Genomic DNA, 16189 nt, shown 5'->3' with positions numbered 1-16189 from the left:
GTTGATAACCGAACCATTTTTCTTGGTAAATCTATGGAAAAAAGTTAGAAATGTGGAAAACTTGATAAAAGAAAAACCCGGACTTCTGTCCGGGACTTTGTCTACAGTCTGAAAGAAGTTCCCGTGGGAACTTCTTTTTAGTCCGGATAATAGAGTTGATTTTTTTTGATATCTAAAAGGACATCGTTTAGATATTTTTTTGCAAGGTATCTTGCCATTGGAAGATTCATATCCAGATAATTGCCACAGTCTTTTGCCGAAGCTCCAGGAATCTCATCATTGAATTCTGCGATAAATGTAAATAATTCTTTCAAAAGTTCGATGATATCTTCTGAGCAGTAGTCACCCGCCAATAACAAATAAAATCCGGTGCGGCATCCCATTGGTCCAAAGTAGATAACCTTACTTCCAAATATCGGATGATTCCGTAAAAATGTGGCGGCGAGATGTTCAATCGCATGCATCTCTGCGGTGTTCATAACAGGTTCGTCATTCGGGCTTGTCATGCGAAGATCGAAGGTTGTGATGATTTCATTGCCGATCGGATCTTTTCTGGAAACATACACGCCAGGAACCAATCTAATGTGGTCTATTGTAAAACTAGTGATTTTCTCCATTTTCTTCTCCTCCTAAAAACTATGCATTCATTATACTGATTTTCGTTTCAAAAAACAAGCCAAAGTGTGGTAAAATAAATGTAGGAGGTTTTAGGTATGAAGTTATACATGATTCGACATGGACAGACAGAATGGAATAAAGAAAAAAGGTTGCAGGGGAGAGCAGATATTCCTCTTAATGCATATGGAATACAGCTGGCAGAGGAGACACGGGACGGACTTTTTGGGGTAAGGTTTGATATAGCATTTACAAGTCCGCTTAAGAGGGCGAAAAAGACGGCTCAGATTCTTCTTGAAGGACAGGATGTTAAGTTGATAGAAGATGAAAGGATTATCGAGATTGGTTTTGGGTCTTATGAGGGACTTTGTTATGGAGAAGAAAATTATAACATACCAGATTCGCATTTTATGAATTTCTTCGAAAAGCCCGAGGCATATCAACCGGCAGCAGATGGCGAGAGTTTTGAACAGCTTCGTGCACGTGCAGTATCTTTTTTGAAAGAATTGAGCGGAAAAGAAGAATATGAGGATAGCACGATTCTTGTTTCTACACATGGTGCCTGCTTGTGCGCGCTCTTAAATGTGATCAAGGACAGTACGATCGATCACTTTTGGGCAGGAGGACTTCATAAGAATTGTGGGCTTTCAATTGTAGAGATAAAAGATGGAAAAGCAGAGATTTTAAAAGAGGCAATTGTATTGTATCCGGAAAACAAATAGGAAAAGAAAAATCGTTATCTTGACGGAAAAGATGTAGAAGTGATACACTAGAAAGAAGATTAGACTTGGAGGAATGGAAACATGATCAATGATAAAAAAGTATTATTCAGTGGGATGCAGGCAACGGGAAATTTGACACTTGGAAACTATCTTGGGGCATTAAAGAACTGGATTACACTGAGTGATGAATATGAGTGCTTTTACAGTGTGGTCGATATGCACTCGATTACAGTGAGGCAGGATCCGGCTACACTGAGAAAACGTGCAAGAGCATTATTGACATTATATATTGCGGCAGGACTGGATCCGGAAAAAAATTGTATTTATTATCAGTCTCATGTCTCGGGACATGCGGAGCTGGCATGGATTTTGAATTGCTATACATATATGGGTGAACTGAATCGTATGACACAGTTCAAAGACAAGTCTGCAAAACATGCGGACAATATCAACGCAGGATTGTTTACTTATCCGGTATTGATGGCGGCGGATATTTTGTTATTCCAGTCAGACGTTGTTCCTGTAGGAATAGACCAGATGCAGCACTTAGAACTGACACGTGACATTGCACAGCGATTTAATGGTGTCTATGGGGATGTATTTACAATTCCGGAAGCATATATCGGAAAAGTGGGAGCGAAGATCATGAGTCTTCAGGATCCGGCAAAGAAGATGTCGAAATCGGATGAGAATGTAAATGGAAGTATTTATCTGATGGATGATCCTGATACGATTATGAGAAAATGTAAGCGTGCAGTCACAGACTCGGAGGCACAGATTTTATATCGAGAGGAGCAACCAGGGGTGAAGAATCTGATTGATATCTACAGTGCATGTATGAATGTGACTCCGCAGGATGTTGTCAAAGAATTCGATGGAAAAGGATATGGAGATTTTAAAACGGCAGTCGGAGAGGCAGTCATCTCAGTGCTGAAACCATTGCAGGATGAAGTTGCCAGACTGGAAAAAGATAAGGCATATATTGATTCTATCATCAAGAACAATGCAGAAAAGGCGAATTATTATGCGACAAAGACTTTGAGAAAGGTGCAGAGAAAAGTGGGATTCCCAGATCGTATTCGCTAAACATAAAATAATTATAAAGTATCTTGTAAGTAGAAGCAAAAGATGATATAATCCTCCTAAAATTATGTCAAAAGGCATAGATTAAAGGAGGATTATTTTTACTATGGAAACAGACCCTGACGGGACACAGATTTTAATGCAACTATTCATACTGGTGCTTCTGACACTGGTGAATGCTTTTTTTGCCGGAGCCGAGATGGCAGTTGTCTCTGTCAATAAGAACAGAGTCAAGGTGTTGGCTGAGGAAGGAAATAAAAAGGCGTTACTTATTCAATCTCTTTTTGAGGATTCTACAAAGTTCTTGTCGACGATACAGGTGGCAATCACATGTGCGGGATTTTTCTCAAGTGCATCGGCTGCAACCGGAATATCGCAAGTGTTAAGTCGCTGGCTGGAACAGTTTCAGATTCCGTATTCCGGAACGATTTCTTTTTTTGGAGTGACAATCTTGTTAATGTATTTTAATCTTGTATTTGGTGAACTGGTGCCGAAGCGGATCGCGCTGCAAAAAGCGGAGGCTTTCTGTTTTTTTACGGTGCAGCCGATTTATACGGTTTCAAAAATATTATCGCCGTTTATTAAGTTGCTTTCTGTATCAACCAATGCATTTTTACATTTAATTGGTATGAAGACGGAGGATTTAGAGGAGGCGGTCTCAGAAGAAGAGATTAAAGCTTTGCTGGAGATGGGAAACAGCCGTGGGATTTTTGAGGAACACGAGTATGAGATGATCAATTCGGTATTCTCTTTTGATGATAAGAGTGCAAGAGATGTAATGACACCGAGAAGAGAAGTGTTTACGATAGATATCGCTGATTCGTTTGAAGACAATATTGAGGCGGTTTTAGAGTCAAGACATTCTAGAATTCCTGTTTATGAAGAAAGTATAGATAATATTATCGGAATTTTACATATGAAAGACCTTATGATTGCAATGCAAAAAAAGCTTGTGGATCAAGAAGATATACGACCGTTTTTGGAAAAGCCATTTTTTGTGCCGGATAGCAAGGATGCTGATGAATTGTTTCGGGAATTGCAAAGAACACAGAATCATATGGCAGTTTTGATTGATGAGTATGGAGGATTTTCAGGAATTGTCACTGTGGAAGATTTGGTTGAAGAGATTGTAGGAGAGATTAATGAAGAGCATGACTGCGTGACACCGGAGATTGTGCAGATTGAAGAGAAGAGATATATGGTAGATGGAACAATGCTGATTGAAGATTTGAATGAAAAACTAGATTTGAATCTGAAGACAGAGAATTATGATACCGTTTCCGGATTTTTGATTGAAATTTTGGGATATATTCCGGAAAGCTCAAAACATGAAAAGGTTGTTGTGGAGAATGTTTCTTTTGAAATTCGAGAGCTAAAAGATAACCGCATCTCAAAAGTATTGCTGACAATTGAATAGAGATGGTCCAAATAAATAATGGAGCTGATGCGATGCGGATAAAAAATATCCGCAGAGCACCAGCTCTGTTTTTAGTTGTCTTCCTCTGAATTGTCCATAGTGTAAGTCTGACGTTTTCTAGCCATCTCATCACTCTCTAAATATTCATCGTAAGTTGTAATCTTATCAATTAATTTTCCGCCCGGAACAATCTCCATGATACGGTTTGCAGTTGTCTGTACAACCTGATGGTCACGGGATGCGAATAAAAGTACCCCTGGGAATTTGATCAATCCATTGTTCAGAGCAGTGATAGATTCCATATCAAGATGGTCAGTAGGCTCGTCAAGTACCAATACGTTAGCGCCTGAAATCATCATTTTAGATAAAAGACAACGTACTTTTTCTCCACCGGAGAGTACTTTTACTTTTTTGACACCGTCGTCTCCGGCAAATAACATTCTGCCGAGGAAACCACGTACATAAGTGACATCCTTCTCTTCGGAATACTGTGTCAGCCATTCAACGATTGTGTCGTCATTGTCAAATTCACGAGTACTGTCTTTCGGGAAATATGCCTGAGAAGTTGTCACTCCCCATTTGTATGTTCCTTCGTCCGGCTCCATTTCACCCATTAAGATTTTAAATAAAGTTGTCTTTGTAAGTTCATTGCCTCCGACAAAAGCGACTTTGTCTTCACGGTTGATTGTGAAAGAAAGGTTGTCTAACACTTTTACACCGTCGATTGTCTTAGATAAACCTTCCACAGAAAGCACTTCGTTTCCGATTGTACGGTTTGGACGAAAATCGATGTATGGGTATTTTCTGCTTGATGGTCGGATATCATCTAACTCGATTTTTTCAAGGGCACGTTTACGAGAAGTTGCCTGCTTTGATTTGGAAGCGTTGGCGCTGAAGCGAGAAATAAAGTCCTGCAGCTCTTTGATTTTTTCTTCTTTTTTGCGGTTCGCTTCTTTCATTTGACGAATGATAAGCTGGCTTGACTCATACCAGAAGTCATAGTTTCCGGCGAATAACTGAATCTTTCCGTAATCAATATCTGCAATTTGTGTACATACTTTATTCAGGAAGTAACGGTCGTGGGATACGACAATTACTGTGTTATCAAAGTTGATCAAAAATTCTTCCAGCCATGCGATAGCATCTAAATCCAAGTGGTTTGTAGGCTCATCCAGAAGAAGAATATCCGGATTTCCAAATAAAGCCTGTGCAAGAAGTACCTTGACTTTTTCTGAACCAGTCAGATCTTTTAAGTATTTGTAATGCAGCTCTGTATCAATTCCGAGACCATTCAATAAAGTAGCGGCATCAGACTCTGCCTCCCAACCGTTCATTGTGGCAAATTCGCCTTCTAATTCACTTGCTTTGATTCCGTCCTCGTCAGTGAAATCTTCTTTTGCATATAACGCTTCTTTTTCTTTCATGATTTCATACAGTCTCTGGTTTCCCATGATAACAGTATCTAAAACAAGGTATTCGTCATATTTGAAGTGATCTTGTTGCAAAAATGAGAGACGTTCTCCGGGAGTGATGATAACCTCTCCTTTTGTCGGCTCTAACTGTCCGGATAAGATTTTTAAAAATGTGGATTTACCGGCGCCGTTGGCACCAATCAAACCATAGCAGTTGCCTTCTGTAAATTTTACATTTACATCTTCAAACAATGCCTTTTTGCCGACACGCAATGTAATATTACTTGTGCTAATCATATATGCATTCCCTCCATGAGATTTCTTTTCTTATTTTAATAAGTTTTCGGTGTTTTCCACCGCCTATCTTACCACGGGAAAGGGAAAATGGCAAGACGAGAACATCTTAATCTGTTAATTTGCAGAAAATAGGTATATAATAAAGAATGGAAAGCGAGGGAAACAGTATGATAAAGGCTAGTTTAGTTTTAGAAGGTGGAGCGACAAGAGGAGTGTTTACATCAGGAGCGTTGGATTATCTGATGGAGAAAAATGTGTATCTGTCACATGTGATTGGGGTATCTGCCGGATCCTGCAATGGAGTCGACTATGTCTCAAAACAGATAGGAAGAACAAGAGACTGCATGATTCACAAAGAAAAAGAGTATGATTATTATATGGGAATCCGAAAATTTATCAAAGAAAAAAGCTTGCTGAACATGGATATGATTTTTGATAAGTATCCGAATGAGATTTTTCCATTTGACTACGATACGTATTTTGCGTCAGATATGGAGTTTGAAGTCGTAACGACGAATTGTATTACTGGAAAGGCAGAATATATGAAGGAAAAAAGTGACAAGGAACGACTGATGAAAATCTGCCGTGCATCCAGCAGTATGCCACTTGTCTCCCCAATCGTCAATGTAGACGGAGTTCCGTATCTGGACGGAGGACTTGCAGATTCCATTCCGATCAACAGAGCAACAAAGCTTGGAAATAAAAAGGTTGTGCTGATACTTACAAGAAATATGAAATACCGAAAGAAACTGATGACAAGAGGGGAGCATCGCCTGTATCAGTCTGCATATAAAAAATATCCGAAACTGGTGGAAAGTATTCGAAGAAGACCGATTGTGTACAACCGGACGATGGATTGGGTGGAAAGTTTGGAAAAGAGAGGAAAAATTTTTGTGCTGCGTCCTCAGATCAAACCAGTATCTCGGTTGGAAAAGAACTATGATTCTCTGATGAACTTTTATGAGCATGGATATCATCTGATGGAACGACAGTATGATGCACTGATGGAATATTTGGAAAAATAAAAAGAAGGATGGGATTATGAGTAAAAAACATAGTCCTGTCCTTCTTGCCTGTCCCTATTGATAGAGTACTTCCTGAAGATATAATCCTTTCGGGTCAGCAGGTGCGCTTGCTGCCACGTCTGAGTTTGAATTAAAAATCAGTTCAATATCTTCTTTTTTTCGATTGCCGACACCGATATCGAGAAGTGTGCCAAGTATCATACGCGCCATGTTATGGAGAAAATCATTGCCGTGCAGCGTAATCTGAAGTTCCTCTCCGTCATCGTAAACGTCAATGTCATAAATTTCTTTGACAGTAGATTTATTTTTCTTTACCGTAGAAAATTTTTTAAAATCATGTTTTCCAACAAGCAGAATTGCTGCCTGTTTCATCAGATCCACATCAGGTCTTTTGAAAGAGTGATAAACGTATTTGCGTTCGAATACACTTGGAACTTCGCTGACAGAGATGCGGTACATGTATATTTTGGAAGTTGCATTCAGGCTCGCATGAAAGCGCTCAGGTTTCTCCTCAATATCAGTAATCGCAATATCCATCGGAAGATAGCGGTTCAAGTAATGCTCAATTTCGATCAGGGTCATATCTGTTGTAGTCTTAAAGCTTGCGACCTGACCGTACGCATGCACGCCAACTTCAGTTCTTGCTCCACAGAAAAGCTCAATATCTTCGTTTGTCATCTTTTTGATCACTTCTGTAATTTTGTTCGCAATAGTGTTAGTTGATTCGTCTTTGCCAAGGCGCTGCCAGCCTTGATAACGGCTCCCGTCATATTCGATTGTCAATTTAATGTTTCGCATAATGTTCTCCTTGTGTCATACTATGTTTTGTTCAGTATAGCAAAAAATAAGAAAGAGGAAAAGACGTTTGCGAGAAAGGAATCAGGATGAGTATAGAAAAGAAAAAAGTAGAAAGATTTTAAATGAGGACACGAGCCTGGCTTGTGTCCTCATTTAAACATGCGCTGTGAGGAATCTTAAGGATTCTGTTTTTTCAGCATGGATATTACCATTTGAATCGTCCGGTCAATCTGTTCCTTTTCTTTCTGTGTTTTCCCCTCTTTTATTAATTCTAGAATCAATGAAATTTCATCAGGGGAAAACCGGATTCCTTTTTTATTTGCGTTTGTGATAAGTGTCATCAAAACAGGGGCGAGTGCACGACCCGATTTTCCGGACGTCTGGGCGGCAGCTGTCTTGATCAACTCTACCTTTATCGGATCCATATTTTTTAACATAGGGTCATTTAACCAATCAATCATGTTCTTGTTCTCCTTCTTTGTTTTGGGTTTCGTTTTGAGGTTCTGTTTCAGTTTCGCTTTGGGTTTCTTGTGAAGACATTGTGTTGTACATATCAAACATAGCCTGCTGTTCTGGCGCAAGCATATTTTTCATCATGGACATCGGATCAAAGGCCGGGTCTGTGTTTCCATCAGAATCTGCAGTGTCATTCATATTTTGAAACACCTCCATCATATCCATCATATTCATGAGCATGTCAAATGTTTCTCCAAACTGTGCAGGAATATAAGGTCGGATTTCCTGAATGATATGAAAAGGAGAGAATGTTTTCTTTTCAAAATCCTGTGAGTAGAGATCGCTGTGAAAGCGTTGAAAAAAATCTATGGTGTGCTGCAGTTCCAAAAATTTTGTGTATACAGCTAGAAAGCGTTGGTTTTCCGGAGGGGTATATGGAATCAGCAGCTTCAGGATTTGCAGACTTTGTGTGGAAATCAGTTGATCAAAAGGGGTCATTTTTTCAAAATCATGATCTTCCATAGTCACTCCTAAATCTAACGTTGTAAATATATATGAGGAGAAGGGCGAAATTATGAAATGAACATATAATATAACATAGAATAACTGGAGGTATAGGCAAATGAAACATAAGCTCATTATAGACGGAAATGCAGTTTATGAACTAGATTTGAAATGTGCAGCAAAAAAAGCAGGAAAAAAAACTGTGAAAACAAACAAGGATAAAAATAGGGAGACGAAAAAATAAAATTCCGGCCGGGTTAAACCAGCCGGAATTTTTGGGGAAAGATTAGCAGCAGCCATCTCCGAATCCATTGCCACAGCCACAACCGTTGTTGGATCCGCTTCCAAATCCGCCACAGCAGAATAACAGAAGGATAATCCAGATACAGCTGTCTCCACAGCCGTTGTTGTTGCCGCTAAATCCGTTGCCGCATCCGCCACAGCAGAATAAAAGTAAAATAATCCATAAGCAGGAATTGTTTCCAAATCCAGATCTTTCGTTTCTTTCACAGCCACATCCACAGTTTGTTGCACTTAAATCACTCATAATTGAGCCTCCATATAATTTGTTTACACTTCATAATATGTAGCAGGGCTTATTTATGTTTCCTGAAAAAAGAAAATATTTAGAGGGGAAAGAAAACGAACAAAAAAAGGACTGTTTCATATTTTAAATTAAAAAGGAAACAGATCCTTATGAAACGGGTAAAGCAAATCGTTCAATATTGGTGCGATGATGTTATAAAGGGAAAATATCTTGGGAAAGGGGTAGTGGCAGCAGTGCTGGATACAGGGATTGCTCCCCATCCGGATTTTCAAAATAAAGTGCTGGCATTTCGAGACTTTGTAAATGGACAGGAAGTCATCTATGATGACAATGGTCATGGGACACATGTGTGCGGAGTCCTGGCTGGGAATGGAAATTCCTCTGATGGAATATACGGGGGAATTGCTCCGGAGTGTGATTTGATCGTCTTAAAGGTATTAGATCAAAAAGGAAATGGTAATGTAACGGAAGTGATGAAGGCGTTTCGATGGCTCTTAGAAAATCAAAAAAGATATCATATACGTATTGTGAATATTTCTGTGGGAATGCTGCCGCAATCAGATGAGAGTGAAGAAGAAAGATTAATAAATGGCGTGGAGGCGCTTTGGGATGCGGGGATGGTTGTTGTGGCTGCTGCGGGAAACTTAGGACCGAAGGAGGGGACGATTACAACACCAGGGGACAGCAAAAAGATTATCACGGTTGGATCTTCTGATGACCAGTATTATATAGACCAAAGGGGAAACACGAAGAAACACTATTCCGGAAGGGGGCCTACAAAAGAATGTGTATGTAAGCCGGATGTTGTAGCGCCCGGATCCTATATTCGCTCCTGCAATGCAAAATTTGCAAGGCAGAGAGGACAGCCGTATGTGGTGAAAAGCGGCACATCGATGGCAACACCAATCGTATCCGGTGCGATTGCGGATTTATTGAGTAAATATCCAGAGATGTCTAATGTGGAAGTCAAACTCAAACTTCGCGAGAGTAGCAGCGATATGGGGGCAGATCACAATCGTCAAGGGTGGGGGCAGTTGAACATGAAAAAACTTTTAGAATAATTTCAGTTTTAAATTGACAGTAAAAACATTTTTTTATATGATAGATAGAAATACTCAAAGAAAATAAGCGAATAAAAAGACAGGTCGAGGAAGGTATCCGATATGAAACTATTAGAAGAAAGAATCAAAAAGGATGGAATAATAAAGGAAGGAAATGTTCTAAAAGTAGACAGCTTTTTGAACCATCAGATGGATATTGATTTGTTCAATGAGATGGGAAAAGAGTTTAAGCGTCTGTTTGCAGACAAACCAATCAACAAGATTTTGACAATTGAAGCATCCGGAATCGGGATTGCCTGCGTGGTAGCACAGCATTTTGGTGTTCCGGTTGTGTTTGCAAAAAAGACACAGAGCATCAATATTGACGGAGAAGTGTATTCCACGAAGATTGAATCGTTCACGCATAAAAAAGTATATGATGTCATTGTATCAAAAAAATACATTGGTCCGGAAGATCATATTTTAATCATTGATGATTTCCTTGCAAATGGGTGTGCGATGGAGGGGTTGATTGACTTAGTACAAAGTGCAGGAGCGACTGTTGAGGGAATTGGAATTGTGATTGAAAAAGGACAGCAAAAAGGCGGGGATATGATTCGAAGCAAAGGGCTGCATTTGGAATCGCTTGCAATCATAGAAGATATGGATTGTGTAAATAAAACAATTACATTTCGTTAAAAAGCAAAGGTGTCAAGAAAAAAAGCTTGACACCTTATTTAAAATCGTTTATGATAGCAAAGGTGATGAAAATGAATGAGATTCTAGAACAGGCACTATTATATGATTTTTATGGTGAACTGCTTACCAGTCACCAAAAAGAAATATACGAGCAATTCGTATTGGAGGATTTATCTCTGAGTGAGATTGCGGAAGATGCAGGGATCAGCAGACAGGGTGTGCATGATCTGATTAAACGTTGCAACAAGACGCTGGAAGGTTATGAAGCAAAACTGCATTTGGTGGAAAAGTTTCTGTCAATCAAAGAAAAGGTTCACCGCATGAATGAGCTTTTGGAAAAGGAAGATGTGAGAAACAGCGGGGAAGACCAATTGATACAGGAAATCAGAAAGATTTCAGGAGAGATAATAGAGGAGTTATAATATGGCATTTGACAGTTTATCAGAAAAACTACAGAATGTATTCAAAAATCTTCGGAGCAAGGGACGTTTGACGGAGAATGATGTCAAGGCGGCGCTCAAAGAAGTGAAGATGGCTCTCTTAGAAGCAGATGTTAACTTTAAAGTAGTGAAAGGCTTTGTGAAGGATGTTCAGGAACGTGCAATAGGACAGGACGTTATGAATGGACTCAATCCGGGGCAGATGGTAATCAAGATCGTAAATGAAGAGTTGATCAAGCTGATGGGCTCTGAGACGACAGAGATTAAGCTGGAACCTGGACAGGCGACAACCGTGATTATGATGGCGGGTCTGCAAGGTGCCGGTAAGACGACAACAACTGCTAAGATTGCCGGAAAGTTAAAATTAAAAGGGAAAAAGCCATTGTTGGTAGCGTGTGATGTGTACAGACCGGCTGCGATCAAGCAACTGCAGATTAACGGTGAGAAGCAAGGTGTGGAAGTATTCTCTATGGGAGAAAATCACAAACCGGCGAATATCGCCAAGGCAGCTTTGGAACATGCGGCTAAGAATGGTAACAATATAGTGATTTTAGATACGGCGGGTCGGCTTCATATTGATGAAGATATGATGGCAGAGCTGCAGGAGATTAAAGAAACTGTGACGGTACATCAGACGATTTTAGTTGTGGATGCCATGACCGGACAAGATGCGGTCAATGTGGCGAGCAGTTTCAATGAGAAAATCGGAATTGACGGTGTGATTGTCACAAAGTTAGATGGTGATACAAGAGGTGGTGCTGCACTTTCCATCAAAGCAGTTACCGGAAAACCGATTCTTTATGTTGGTATGGGTGAAAAACTTTCCGATTTGGAACAGTTTTATCCAGATAGAATGGCTTCCCGTATATTGGGTATGGGAGATGTCTTGAGTCTGATCGAGAAGGTCGGAGAAGATATTGACGAAGAGAAAGCCAAAGAGATGTCGCAGAAGTTGAAAAAAGCACAGTTTGATTTTGAAGATTACCTTGAGAGTATGAAGCAGATGAAGAAGATGGGCGGTCTTGCGAACATCATGAGTATGATGCCGGGACTTGGCGGAGCTAAGATGAAAGACATTGATTCAGAAGAGAGTGAGAAAAAGATGGCACAGATTGAGTCCATTATCTACTCGATGACAATCAAAGAACGTCGGAATCCGGATATTTTAAATCCATCCAGAAAGCGCAGAATTGCGAAAGGCGCAGGGGTGGACATCAGTGAAGTGAACCGGCTCGTGAAGCAGTTTGAGCAGTCTAAGAAGATGATGAAACAGCTTCCGGGTATGATGGGTGGCATTGGTGGTAAGAAAGGAAAGTTCAGACTTCCTTTTTAACACATAGATAAAAAAGAAAAAGAAAGTTAAAAGAAGAGGTGACTACAAATGGCAGTAAAAATTAGATTAAAAAGAATGGGACAGAAAAAAGCTCCTTTTTACAGAATCGTTGTTGCAGATGCAAGATCTCCAAGAGATGGTAAATTTATCGAAGAAATCGGTACTTACGATCCAAATCAGGAACCAAGCTTATTCAAAGTAGACGAAGAAGCAGCTAAAAAATGGTTGAACAACGGAGCTCAGCCAACAGAGATGGTTGGTAAGATTTTCAAAGCAGCTGGTATTGAGAAATAGGCTGTACCACGGAGGTGGGTGTAATGAAGGAATTAGTAGAAGTAATTACAAAAGCATTAGTAGATGATCCGGAAAGTGTTGTCGTTACAGAAAAAGTGGAAGGAAAAACTATTATCGTTGAAGTGCGTGTGGCAGATTCTGACATGGGAAAAGTAATCGGCAAGCAAGGAAGAATCGCGAAAGCAATTCGCTCCGTCGTAAAGGCAGCGGCTGCTAAAGAAGATAAAAAAGTAATCGTAGACATCGCGTAATTGCGGTGTCTATTTTATCATAAAACGTAGAGTGGAAAGGAGAATTTCATGGAGCAGTTATTACAGGTGGGAGTGATTTCCTCCACACACGGTGTGCGTGGAGAAGTAAAAGTATTTCCGACAACTGACGATGTGAAACGATTTAAAAAGTTAAAAAAAGTAATTTTGGATACAGGAAAAGAACAATTGCCGTTGGAAATTGAAGGAGTTAAATTTTTTAAACAATTTGTAATCCTGAAATTCAGAGGGATTGATAATATAAATGATATTGAAAAATATAAAGGGAAGAGTCTTTTGGTTGACCGTGAACACGCAGTGAAATTAAAAAAAGATGAATATTTTATTGCGGATATGATTGGGATGGACGTATTTACGGAAGAGGGAGAACTGTTTGGAGCGCTGAAGGATGTGATGGAAACAGGAGCAAATGATGTCTATATCATCGAGATGACAGATGGAAAAGAAGTTCTTGTCCCTGCAATCAAGCAATGTATTTTAGATGTAGATATTGAGAATAGAAAGATGGTAATTCATTTACTGGAAGGGCTGGTATAGAGGATGCATTTTCATATATTAACATTATTTCCGGATATGGTGATGAACGGATTGAGCACGAGTATTATCGGGAGAGCAATGGCAAATGAGCTTTTGACGATTGAAGCAGTGAATATCCGAGATTTTGCAGAAAACAAACATAATCGTGTGGACGATTACACATACGGCGGAGGAGCAGGAATGCTCATGCAGGCAGGGCCTGTCTACGGCGCTTATCGGTCGGTGGCAGAAAAGGCAAAGAGTAAGCCGAGAGTGATTTATCTTTCACCACAGGGACAGACATTTTCGCAGAGTATGGCGGAGGAATTCGCACAAGAAGAAGAGCTTATCTTTTTGTGTGGACATTATGAGGGGATTGACGAACGCGTTTTGGAAGAAATAGTAACAGACTATGTATCAATTGGGGACTATGTGCTGACAGGAGGGGAACTTCCGGCGATGGTAATGATCGATGCGGTATCGCGATTGATTCCTGGGGTGCTCCATAATGATACATCTGCGGAATTTGAAAGTTTTCAGGATAATCTGTTGGAATATCCACAGTATACAAGACCGGAAGAATGGCATGGAAAGAAAGTGCCGGAGATTCTGCTTTCCGGGCATCATGCAAATATTGAAAGGTGGAGAAGAGAACAATCTGTGATTCGTACAGCGAAAAGAAGACCTGATTTGTTAGAAAAAGCAGATTTGACACAAAAAGAAAAAGAATTAGTAAAAACACTTGTCAAGGAAAACTAAGTATGGTAAAATAAAGAGCGTTGTGAGAAGAAAGAGATGGTCCTCTGATACAGAATATGTATTAAGAACGTCCAAATTATAAGGAGGTCACACAAGATGAACGATATTATTAAAAAAATTGAAGCTGAGCAATTAAAAGCTGAAGTGCCAGAATTTAACGTAGGTGATACTGTAAAAGTTTACGGTAAGATCAAAGAGGGAAACCGTGAAAGAATTCAGGTTTTCGAAGGTACAGTGCTTAAGAAACAAGGTGGAAGCACAAGAGCAACATTTACAGTTAGAAAGAATTCTAACGGAGTTGGTGTTGAAAAGACTTGGCCATTACACTCACCAAACGTAGAAAAAGTAGAAGTTATTCGTAAAGGTAAAGTAAGAAGAGCAAAACTGAACTACTTAAGAGGACGTGTTGGTAAGAGAGCTAAAGTAAAAGAATTAGTAAAATAGTAAATGTGAGGAAGGGACAAGTACATACTGTATATTGTCCCTTTTGTGTTATTAGGGAGAATAGATGGGTCGTTTAAAATTTGGAAAAGAAAAGAAGAGAGTGAATTTTGACTTGCTTCGTGTAGTGGGAATATGGACGTTTCAGATTGCCGTCGTATGTCTGATTGCCTTTGTATTTGTGTGGTATTTTGGACAGAGAGTGAGTACGATCGGAGATTCTATGAAACCGGTATTAGAAAATGGAGATATCACACTCATCAATCGGATTGTATATAATGCAAGCAGTCCGAAACGAGGGGATATTATTGCGTTTAAACCGAATGGGAATGAAAATTCACATTATTATATCAAGCGAATCATTGGACTTCCGGGGGAGACGGTAGAGATTAAGGACGGAGAGATTCTGATTAACGGAGAAAAGATTGAGGAAGACTATAAGACGACGAAAATCGACGATCCGGGCATTGTAGAAGAGCCAATTACATTGGGCGGTGATGAATTTTTTGTTTTGGGAGATGACAGACAGAATAGTGAAGACAGCCGTATGGCGGATATTGGCAATGTGAAAAGAACAGAGATTGAAGGAAAAGTGTGGTTTGTAATAGCGCCAAAGGATCACTTTGGTTTTGTGAAATAGAGGAGGAAGATATGCATTTTCAGTGGTATCCGGGGCATATGACTAAAGCAAAGCGTATGATGCAGGAAAATATAAAGCTGATTGATCTTGTGATTGAACTTGTGGATGCAAGAGTGCCGATCAGCAGCAGGAATCCAGATATTGATGAATTGGGAAAAAATAAGGCAAGATTAATTTTGCTGAATAAATCAGATCTGGCAGAAGATAAACAGAATGACGCATGGGCAGAATACTTTAAGAAAAAAGGATTTGCAGTTGTAAAAGTAAATTCTAAAAAAGGCGGTGGAATCAAATCCATTCAGGGAGTGATTCAGGAAGCTTGTAAAGAAAAGACGGAAAGAGACCGAAAACGAGGTATCTTGAACCGTCCGGTGCGCGCCATGGTTGTTGGAATTCCGAACGTAGGAAAGTCTACATTTATCAACTCGTTGGCGGGGAAGGCATGTGCAAAGACTGGAAATAAACCGGGAGTTACAAAAGGAAAACAGTGGATCCGTTTGAATAAGAATGTAGAATTATTGGATACACCTGGAATTTTGTGGCCGAAATTTGAAGATCAGATGGTAGGACTGCGACTTGCATTTATCGGCTCGATTAAAGATGAGATTTTAAATACCGAGGAGTTGGCAGCAGAACTGATTCAGTTTATGAAAAAGCACTACGTAGGTGTTTTGGCAGAAAAATATGATATTGCAGAGAATGAAGACCCTTATACATGTCTGGCTGACATTGCAAAGAACAGACATTGCCTGTTAAGGGGAAGTGAACTGGATACCAATAAAGCAGCAATGCTTTTGATTGATGATTTCAGAAACGGAAGACTGGGGAAGATTACACTAGAATTTCCGGAAGATTACAAATAGATAGTCAGAAAAGAGGAGT

22 protein-coding genes are annotated in these 16189 nt (G+C 39.7%); 16 read left to right on the top strand and 6 right to left on the bottom strand.

From position 1 onward, the window contains the following. Positions 1–137: 137 nt before the first annotated feature. A complete protein-coding gene (locus ACTQXY_RS01285) occupies positions 138–617 on the bottom strand; it encodes an S-ribosylhomocysteine lyase (RefSeq protein WP_441657946.1) in 480 nt (159 codons plus the stop codon). A 96-nt stretch (positions 618–713) separates the two neighbouring features. On the opposite strand from ACTQXY_RS01285, the gene ACTQXY_RS01280 reads away from it, so the two are divergent. The 3 genes from ACTQXY_RS01280 (at position 714) to ACTQXY_RS01270 (ending at position 3837) form a co-directional block, all read left to right on the top strand. After that, positions 714–1337, top strand: a complete 624-nt coding sequence (locus ACTQXY_RS01280; RefSeq protein WP_441657945.1) for a histidine phosphatase family protein — start codon at positions 714–716, stop codon at positions 1335–1337. 81 nt (positions 1338–1418) lie between these two features. Further along, positions 1419–2423, top strand: a complete 1005-nt coding sequence (gene trpS, locus ACTQXY_RS01275; protein ID WP_004613925.1) for a tryptophan--tRNA ligase — start codon at positions 1419–1421, stop codon at positions 2421–2423. Positions 2424–2526: 103 nt separating this feature from the next. Further along, complete coding sequence (locus ACTQXY_RS01270; protein ID WP_441657944.1) at positions 2527–3837, top strand: CNNM domain-containing protein; 1311 nt, start codon at positions 2527–2529, stop codon at positions 3835–3837. A gap of 71 nt (positions 3838–3908) precedes the next feature. Here the strand turns inward: ACTQXY_RS01270 and ACTQXY_RS01265 are convergent, their stop codons facing one another. After that, positions 3909–5546: an ATP-binding cassette domain-containing protein gene (locus tag ACTQXY_RS01265; RefSeq protein WP_441657943.1), complete on the bottom strand. Its 1638-nt coding sequence runs from the start codon at positions 5544–5546 to the stop codon at positions 3909–3911. A 167-nt stretch (positions 5547–5713) separates the two neighbouring features. Between ACTQXY_RS01265 and ACTQXY_RS01260 the strand changes: the two genes are divergently transcribed. Further along, complete coding sequence (locus ACTQXY_RS01260; RefSeq protein WP_373206366.1) at positions 5714–6571, top strand: patatin-like phospholipase family protein; 858 nt, start codon at positions 5714–5716, stop codon at positions 6569–6571. Between the two features lie 54 nt (positions 6572–6625). Here the strand turns inward: ACTQXY_RS01260 and truA are convergent, their stop codons facing one another. From truA to ACTQXY_RS01245, 3 genes are all read right to left on the bottom strand, one after another. Next, positions 6626–7369 (bottom strand): tRNA pseudouridine(38-40) synthase TruA, encoded by a 744-nt coding sequence (truA, locus tag ACTQXY_RS01255; protein WP_441657942.1) that lies wholly within the window; start codon positions 7367–7369, stop codon positions 6626–6628. Positions 7370–7545: 176 nt separating this feature from the next. Further along, positions 7546–7830 (bottom strand): hypothetical protein, encoded by a 285-nt coding sequence (locus tag ACTQXY_RS01250; protein WP_117787214.1) that lies wholly within the window; start codon positions 7828–7830, stop codon positions 7546–7548. Continuing rightward, on the bottom strand, positions 7823–8347 hold the full coding sequence (locus tag ACTQXY_RS01245) for a hypothetical protein (RefSeq protein WP_441657941.1): 525 nt from the start codon (positions 8345–8347) through the stop codon (positions 7823–7825). Before ACTQXY_RS01245 ends, ACTQXY_RS01250 begins: the two co-directional genes overlap by 8 nt. Before the next feature lie 100 nt (positions 8348–8447). On the opposite strand from ACTQXY_RS01245, the gene ACTQXY_RS01240 reads away from it, so the two are divergent. Beyond that, positions 8448–8573, top strand: a complete 126-nt coding sequence (locus ACTQXY_RS01240) for a hypothetical protein (RefSeq protein ID WP_004613916.1) — start codon at positions 8448–8450, stop codon at positions 8571–8573. Between the two features lie 42 nt (positions 8574–8615). Here ACTQXY_RS01240 and ACTQXY_RS01235 read toward each other — a convergent pair whose 3' ends face one another. Further along, positions 8616–8876 (bottom strand): chorion class high-cysteine HCB protein 13, encoded by a 261-nt coding sequence (locus tag ACTQXY_RS01235; RefSeq protein WP_083382817.1) that lies wholly within the window; start codon positions 8874–8876, stop codon positions 8616–8618. A gap of 149 nt (positions 8877–9025) precedes the next feature. Here ACTQXY_RS01235 and ACTQXY_RS01230 point away from each other — a divergent pair, with 149 nt between their 5' ends. The 11 genes from ACTQXY_RS01230 (at position 9026) to ylqF (ending at position 16170) form a co-directional block, all read left to right on the top strand. After that, complete coding sequence (locus ACTQXY_RS01230; RefSeq protein WP_441657940.1) at positions 9026–9937, top strand: S8 family serine peptidase; 912 nt, start codon at positions 9026–9028, stop codon at positions 9935–9937. 102 nt (positions 9938–10039) lie between these two features. Then, the gene (locus ACTQXY_RS01225; RefSeq protein WP_004613913.1) at positions 10040–10615 is read left to right on the top strand and encodes a xanthine phosphoribosyltransferase; all 576 of its coding nucleotides are present in this window, start codon (positions 10040–10042) and stop codon (positions 10613–10615) included. A gap of 71 nt (positions 10616–10686) precedes the next feature. Next, positions 10687–11037 carry a YlxM family DNA-binding protein gene (gene ylxM, locus ACTQXY_RS01220; protein WP_022250909.1) on the top strand — a complete coding sequence of 117 codons (351 nt, stop codon included), beginning with the start codon at positions 10687–10689 and terminating at the stop codon, positions 11035–11037. Between the two features lies 1 nt (position 11038). Further along, positions 11039–12388, top strand: coding sequence for a signal recognition particle protein (ffh, locus tag ACTQXY_RS01215; RefSeq protein ID WP_004613911.1), 1350 nt, complete (start codon positions 11039–11041; stop codon positions 12386–12388). A 48-nt stretch (positions 12389–12436) separates the two neighbouring features. After that, complete coding sequence (gene rpsP, locus ACTQXY_RS01210) at positions 12437–12682, top strand: 30S ribosomal protein S16 (RefSeq protein ID WP_441657939.1); 246 nt, start codon at positions 12437–12439, stop codon at positions 12680–12682. A gap of 23 nt (positions 12683–12705) precedes the next feature. Beyond that, complete coding sequence (locus tag ACTQXY_RS01205) at positions 12706–12933, top strand: KH domain-containing protein (RefSeq protein WP_004613909.1); 228 nt, start codon at positions 12706–12708, stop codon at positions 12931–12933. A 48-nt stretch (positions 12934–12981) separates the two neighbouring features. Further along, positions 12982–13488: a ribosome maturation factor RimM gene (gene rimM / locus ACTQXY_RS01200; RefSeq protein WP_441657938.1), complete on the top strand. Its 507-nt coding sequence runs from the start codon at positions 12982–12984 to the stop codon at positions 13486–13488. A 3-nt stretch (positions 13489–13491) separates the two neighbouring features. Then, positions 13492–14226 carry a tRNA (guanosine(37)-N1)-methyltransferase TrmD gene (gene trmD / locus ACTQXY_RS01195; protein WP_441657937.1) on the top strand — a complete coding sequence of 245 codons (735 nt, stop codon included), beginning with the start codon at positions 13492–13494 and terminating at the stop codon, positions 14224–14226. Positions 14227–14322: 96 nt separating this feature from the next. Next, entirely contained in the window at positions 14323–14670 is a 348-nt protein-coding gene (rplS, locus tag ACTQXY_RS01190) for a 50S ribosomal protein L19 (RefSeq protein ID WP_441657936.1), read from the top strand. Positions 14671–14734: 64 nt separating this feature from the next. Continuing rightward, the gene (gene lepB, locus ACTQXY_RS01185) at positions 14735–15307 is read left to right on the top strand and encodes a signal peptidase I (RefSeq protein ID WP_441657935.1); all 573 of its coding nucleotides are present in this window, start codon (positions 14735–14737) and stop codon (positions 15305–15307) included. 11 nt (positions 15308–15318) lie between these two features. Then, positions 15319–16170, top strand: a complete 852-nt coding sequence (gene ylqF, locus ACTQXY_RS01180; protein WP_441657934.1) for a ribosome biogenesis GTPase YlqF — start codon at positions 15319–15321, stop codon at positions 16168–16170. Positions 16171–16189 lie beyond the last annotated feature (19 nt).

This window comes from Faecalimonas sp. LCP19S3_D12, from assembly GCF_052121495.1.
GTDB lineage: Bacteria > Bacillota > Clostridia > Lachnospirales > Lachnospiraceae > Faecalimonas.
The sequence above is the reverse complement of the archived record's forward strand: the minus strand, read 5'-3'. Positions and strand labels throughout refer to the sequence as shown.

Excerpts from the sequence above, each read along its gene's own strand:
- ACTQXY_RS01285 (WP_441657946.1), bottom strand. The coding sequence starts at position 617 with ATGGAGAAAATCACTAGTTTTACAATAGACCACATTAGATTGGTTCCT.
- ACTQXY_RS01280 (WP_441657945.1), top strand. The coding sequence starts at position 714 with ATGAAGTTATACATGATTCGACATGGACAGACAGAATGGAATAAAGAA.
- trpS (WP_004613925.1), top strand. The coding sequence starts at position 1,419 with ATGATCAATGATAAAAAAGTATTATTCAGTGGGATGCAGGCAACGGGA.
- ACTQXY_RS01270 (WP_441657944.1), top strand. The coding sequence starts at position 2,527 with ATGGAAACAGACCCTGACGGGACACAGATTTTAATGCAACTATTCATA.
- ACTQXY_RS01265 (WP_441657943.1), bottom strand. The coding sequence starts at position 5,546 with ATGATTAGCACAAGTAATATTACATTGCGTGTCGGCAAAAAGGCATTG.
- ACTQXY_RS01260 (WP_373206366.1), top strand. The coding sequence starts at position 5,714 with ATGATAAAGGCTAGTTTAGTTTTAGAAGGTGGAGCGACAAGAGGAGTG.
- truA (WP_441657942.1), bottom strand. The coding sequence starts at position 7,369 with ATGCGAAACATTAAATTGACAATCGAATATGACGGGAGCCGTTATCAA.
- ACTQXY_RS01250 (WP_117787214.1), bottom strand. The coding sequence starts at position 7,830 with ATGATTGATTGGTTAAATGACCCTATGTTAAAAAATATGGATCCGATA.
- ACTQXY_RS01245 (WP_441657941.1), bottom strand. The coding sequence starts at position 8,347 with ATGGAAGATCATGATTTTGAAAAAATGACCCCTTTTGATCAACTGATT.
- ACTQXY_RS01240 (WP_004613916.1), top strand. The coding sequence starts at position 8,448 with ATGAAACATAAGCTCATTATAGACGGAAATGCAGTTTATGAACTAGAT.
- ACTQXY_RS01235 (WP_083382817.1), bottom strand. The coding sequence starts at position 8,876 with ATGAGTGATTTAAGTGCAACAAACTGTGGATGTGGCTGTGAAAGAAAC.
- ACTQXY_RS01230 (WP_441657940.1), top strand. The coding sequence starts at position 9,026 with ATGAAACGGGTAAAGCAAATCGTTCAATATTGGTGCGATGATGTTATA.
- ACTQXY_RS01225 (WP_004613913.1), top strand. The coding sequence starts at position 10,040 with ATGAAACTATTAGAAGAAAGAATCAAAAAGGATGGAATAATAAAGGAA.
- ylxM (WP_022250909.1), top strand. The coding sequence starts at position 10,687 with ATGAATGAGATTCTAGAACAGGCACTATTATATGATTTTTATGGTGAA.
- ffh (WP_004613911.1), top strand. The coding sequence starts at position 11,039 with ATGGCATTTGACAGTTTATCAGAAAAACTACAGAATGTATTCAAAAAT.
- rpsP (WP_441657939.1), top strand. The coding sequence starts at position 12,437 with ATGGCAGTAAAAATTAGATTAAAAAGAATGGGACAGAAAAAAGCTCCT.
- ACTQXY_RS01205 (WP_004613909.1), top strand. The coding sequence starts at position 12,706 with ATGAAGGAATTAGTAGAAGTAATTACAAAAGCATTAGTAGATGATCCG.
- rimM (WP_441657938.1), top strand. The coding sequence starts at position 12,982 with ATGGAGCAGTTATTACAGGTGGGAGTGATTTCCTCCACACACGGTGTG.
- trmD (WP_441657937.1), top strand. The coding sequence starts at position 13,492 with ATGCATTTTCATATATTAACATTATTTCCGGATATGGTGATGAACGGA.
- rplS (WP_441657936.1), top strand. The coding sequence starts at position 14,323 with ATGAACGATATTATTAAAAAAATTGAAGCTGAGCAATTAAAAGCTGAA.
- lepB (WP_441657935.1), top strand. The coding sequence starts at position 14,735 with ATGGGTCGTTTAAAATTTGGAAAAGAAAAGAAGAGAGTGAATTTTGAC.
- ylqF (WP_441657934.1), top strand. The coding sequence starts at position 15,319 with ATGCATTTTCAGTGGTATCCGGGGCATATGACTAAAGCAAAGCGTATG.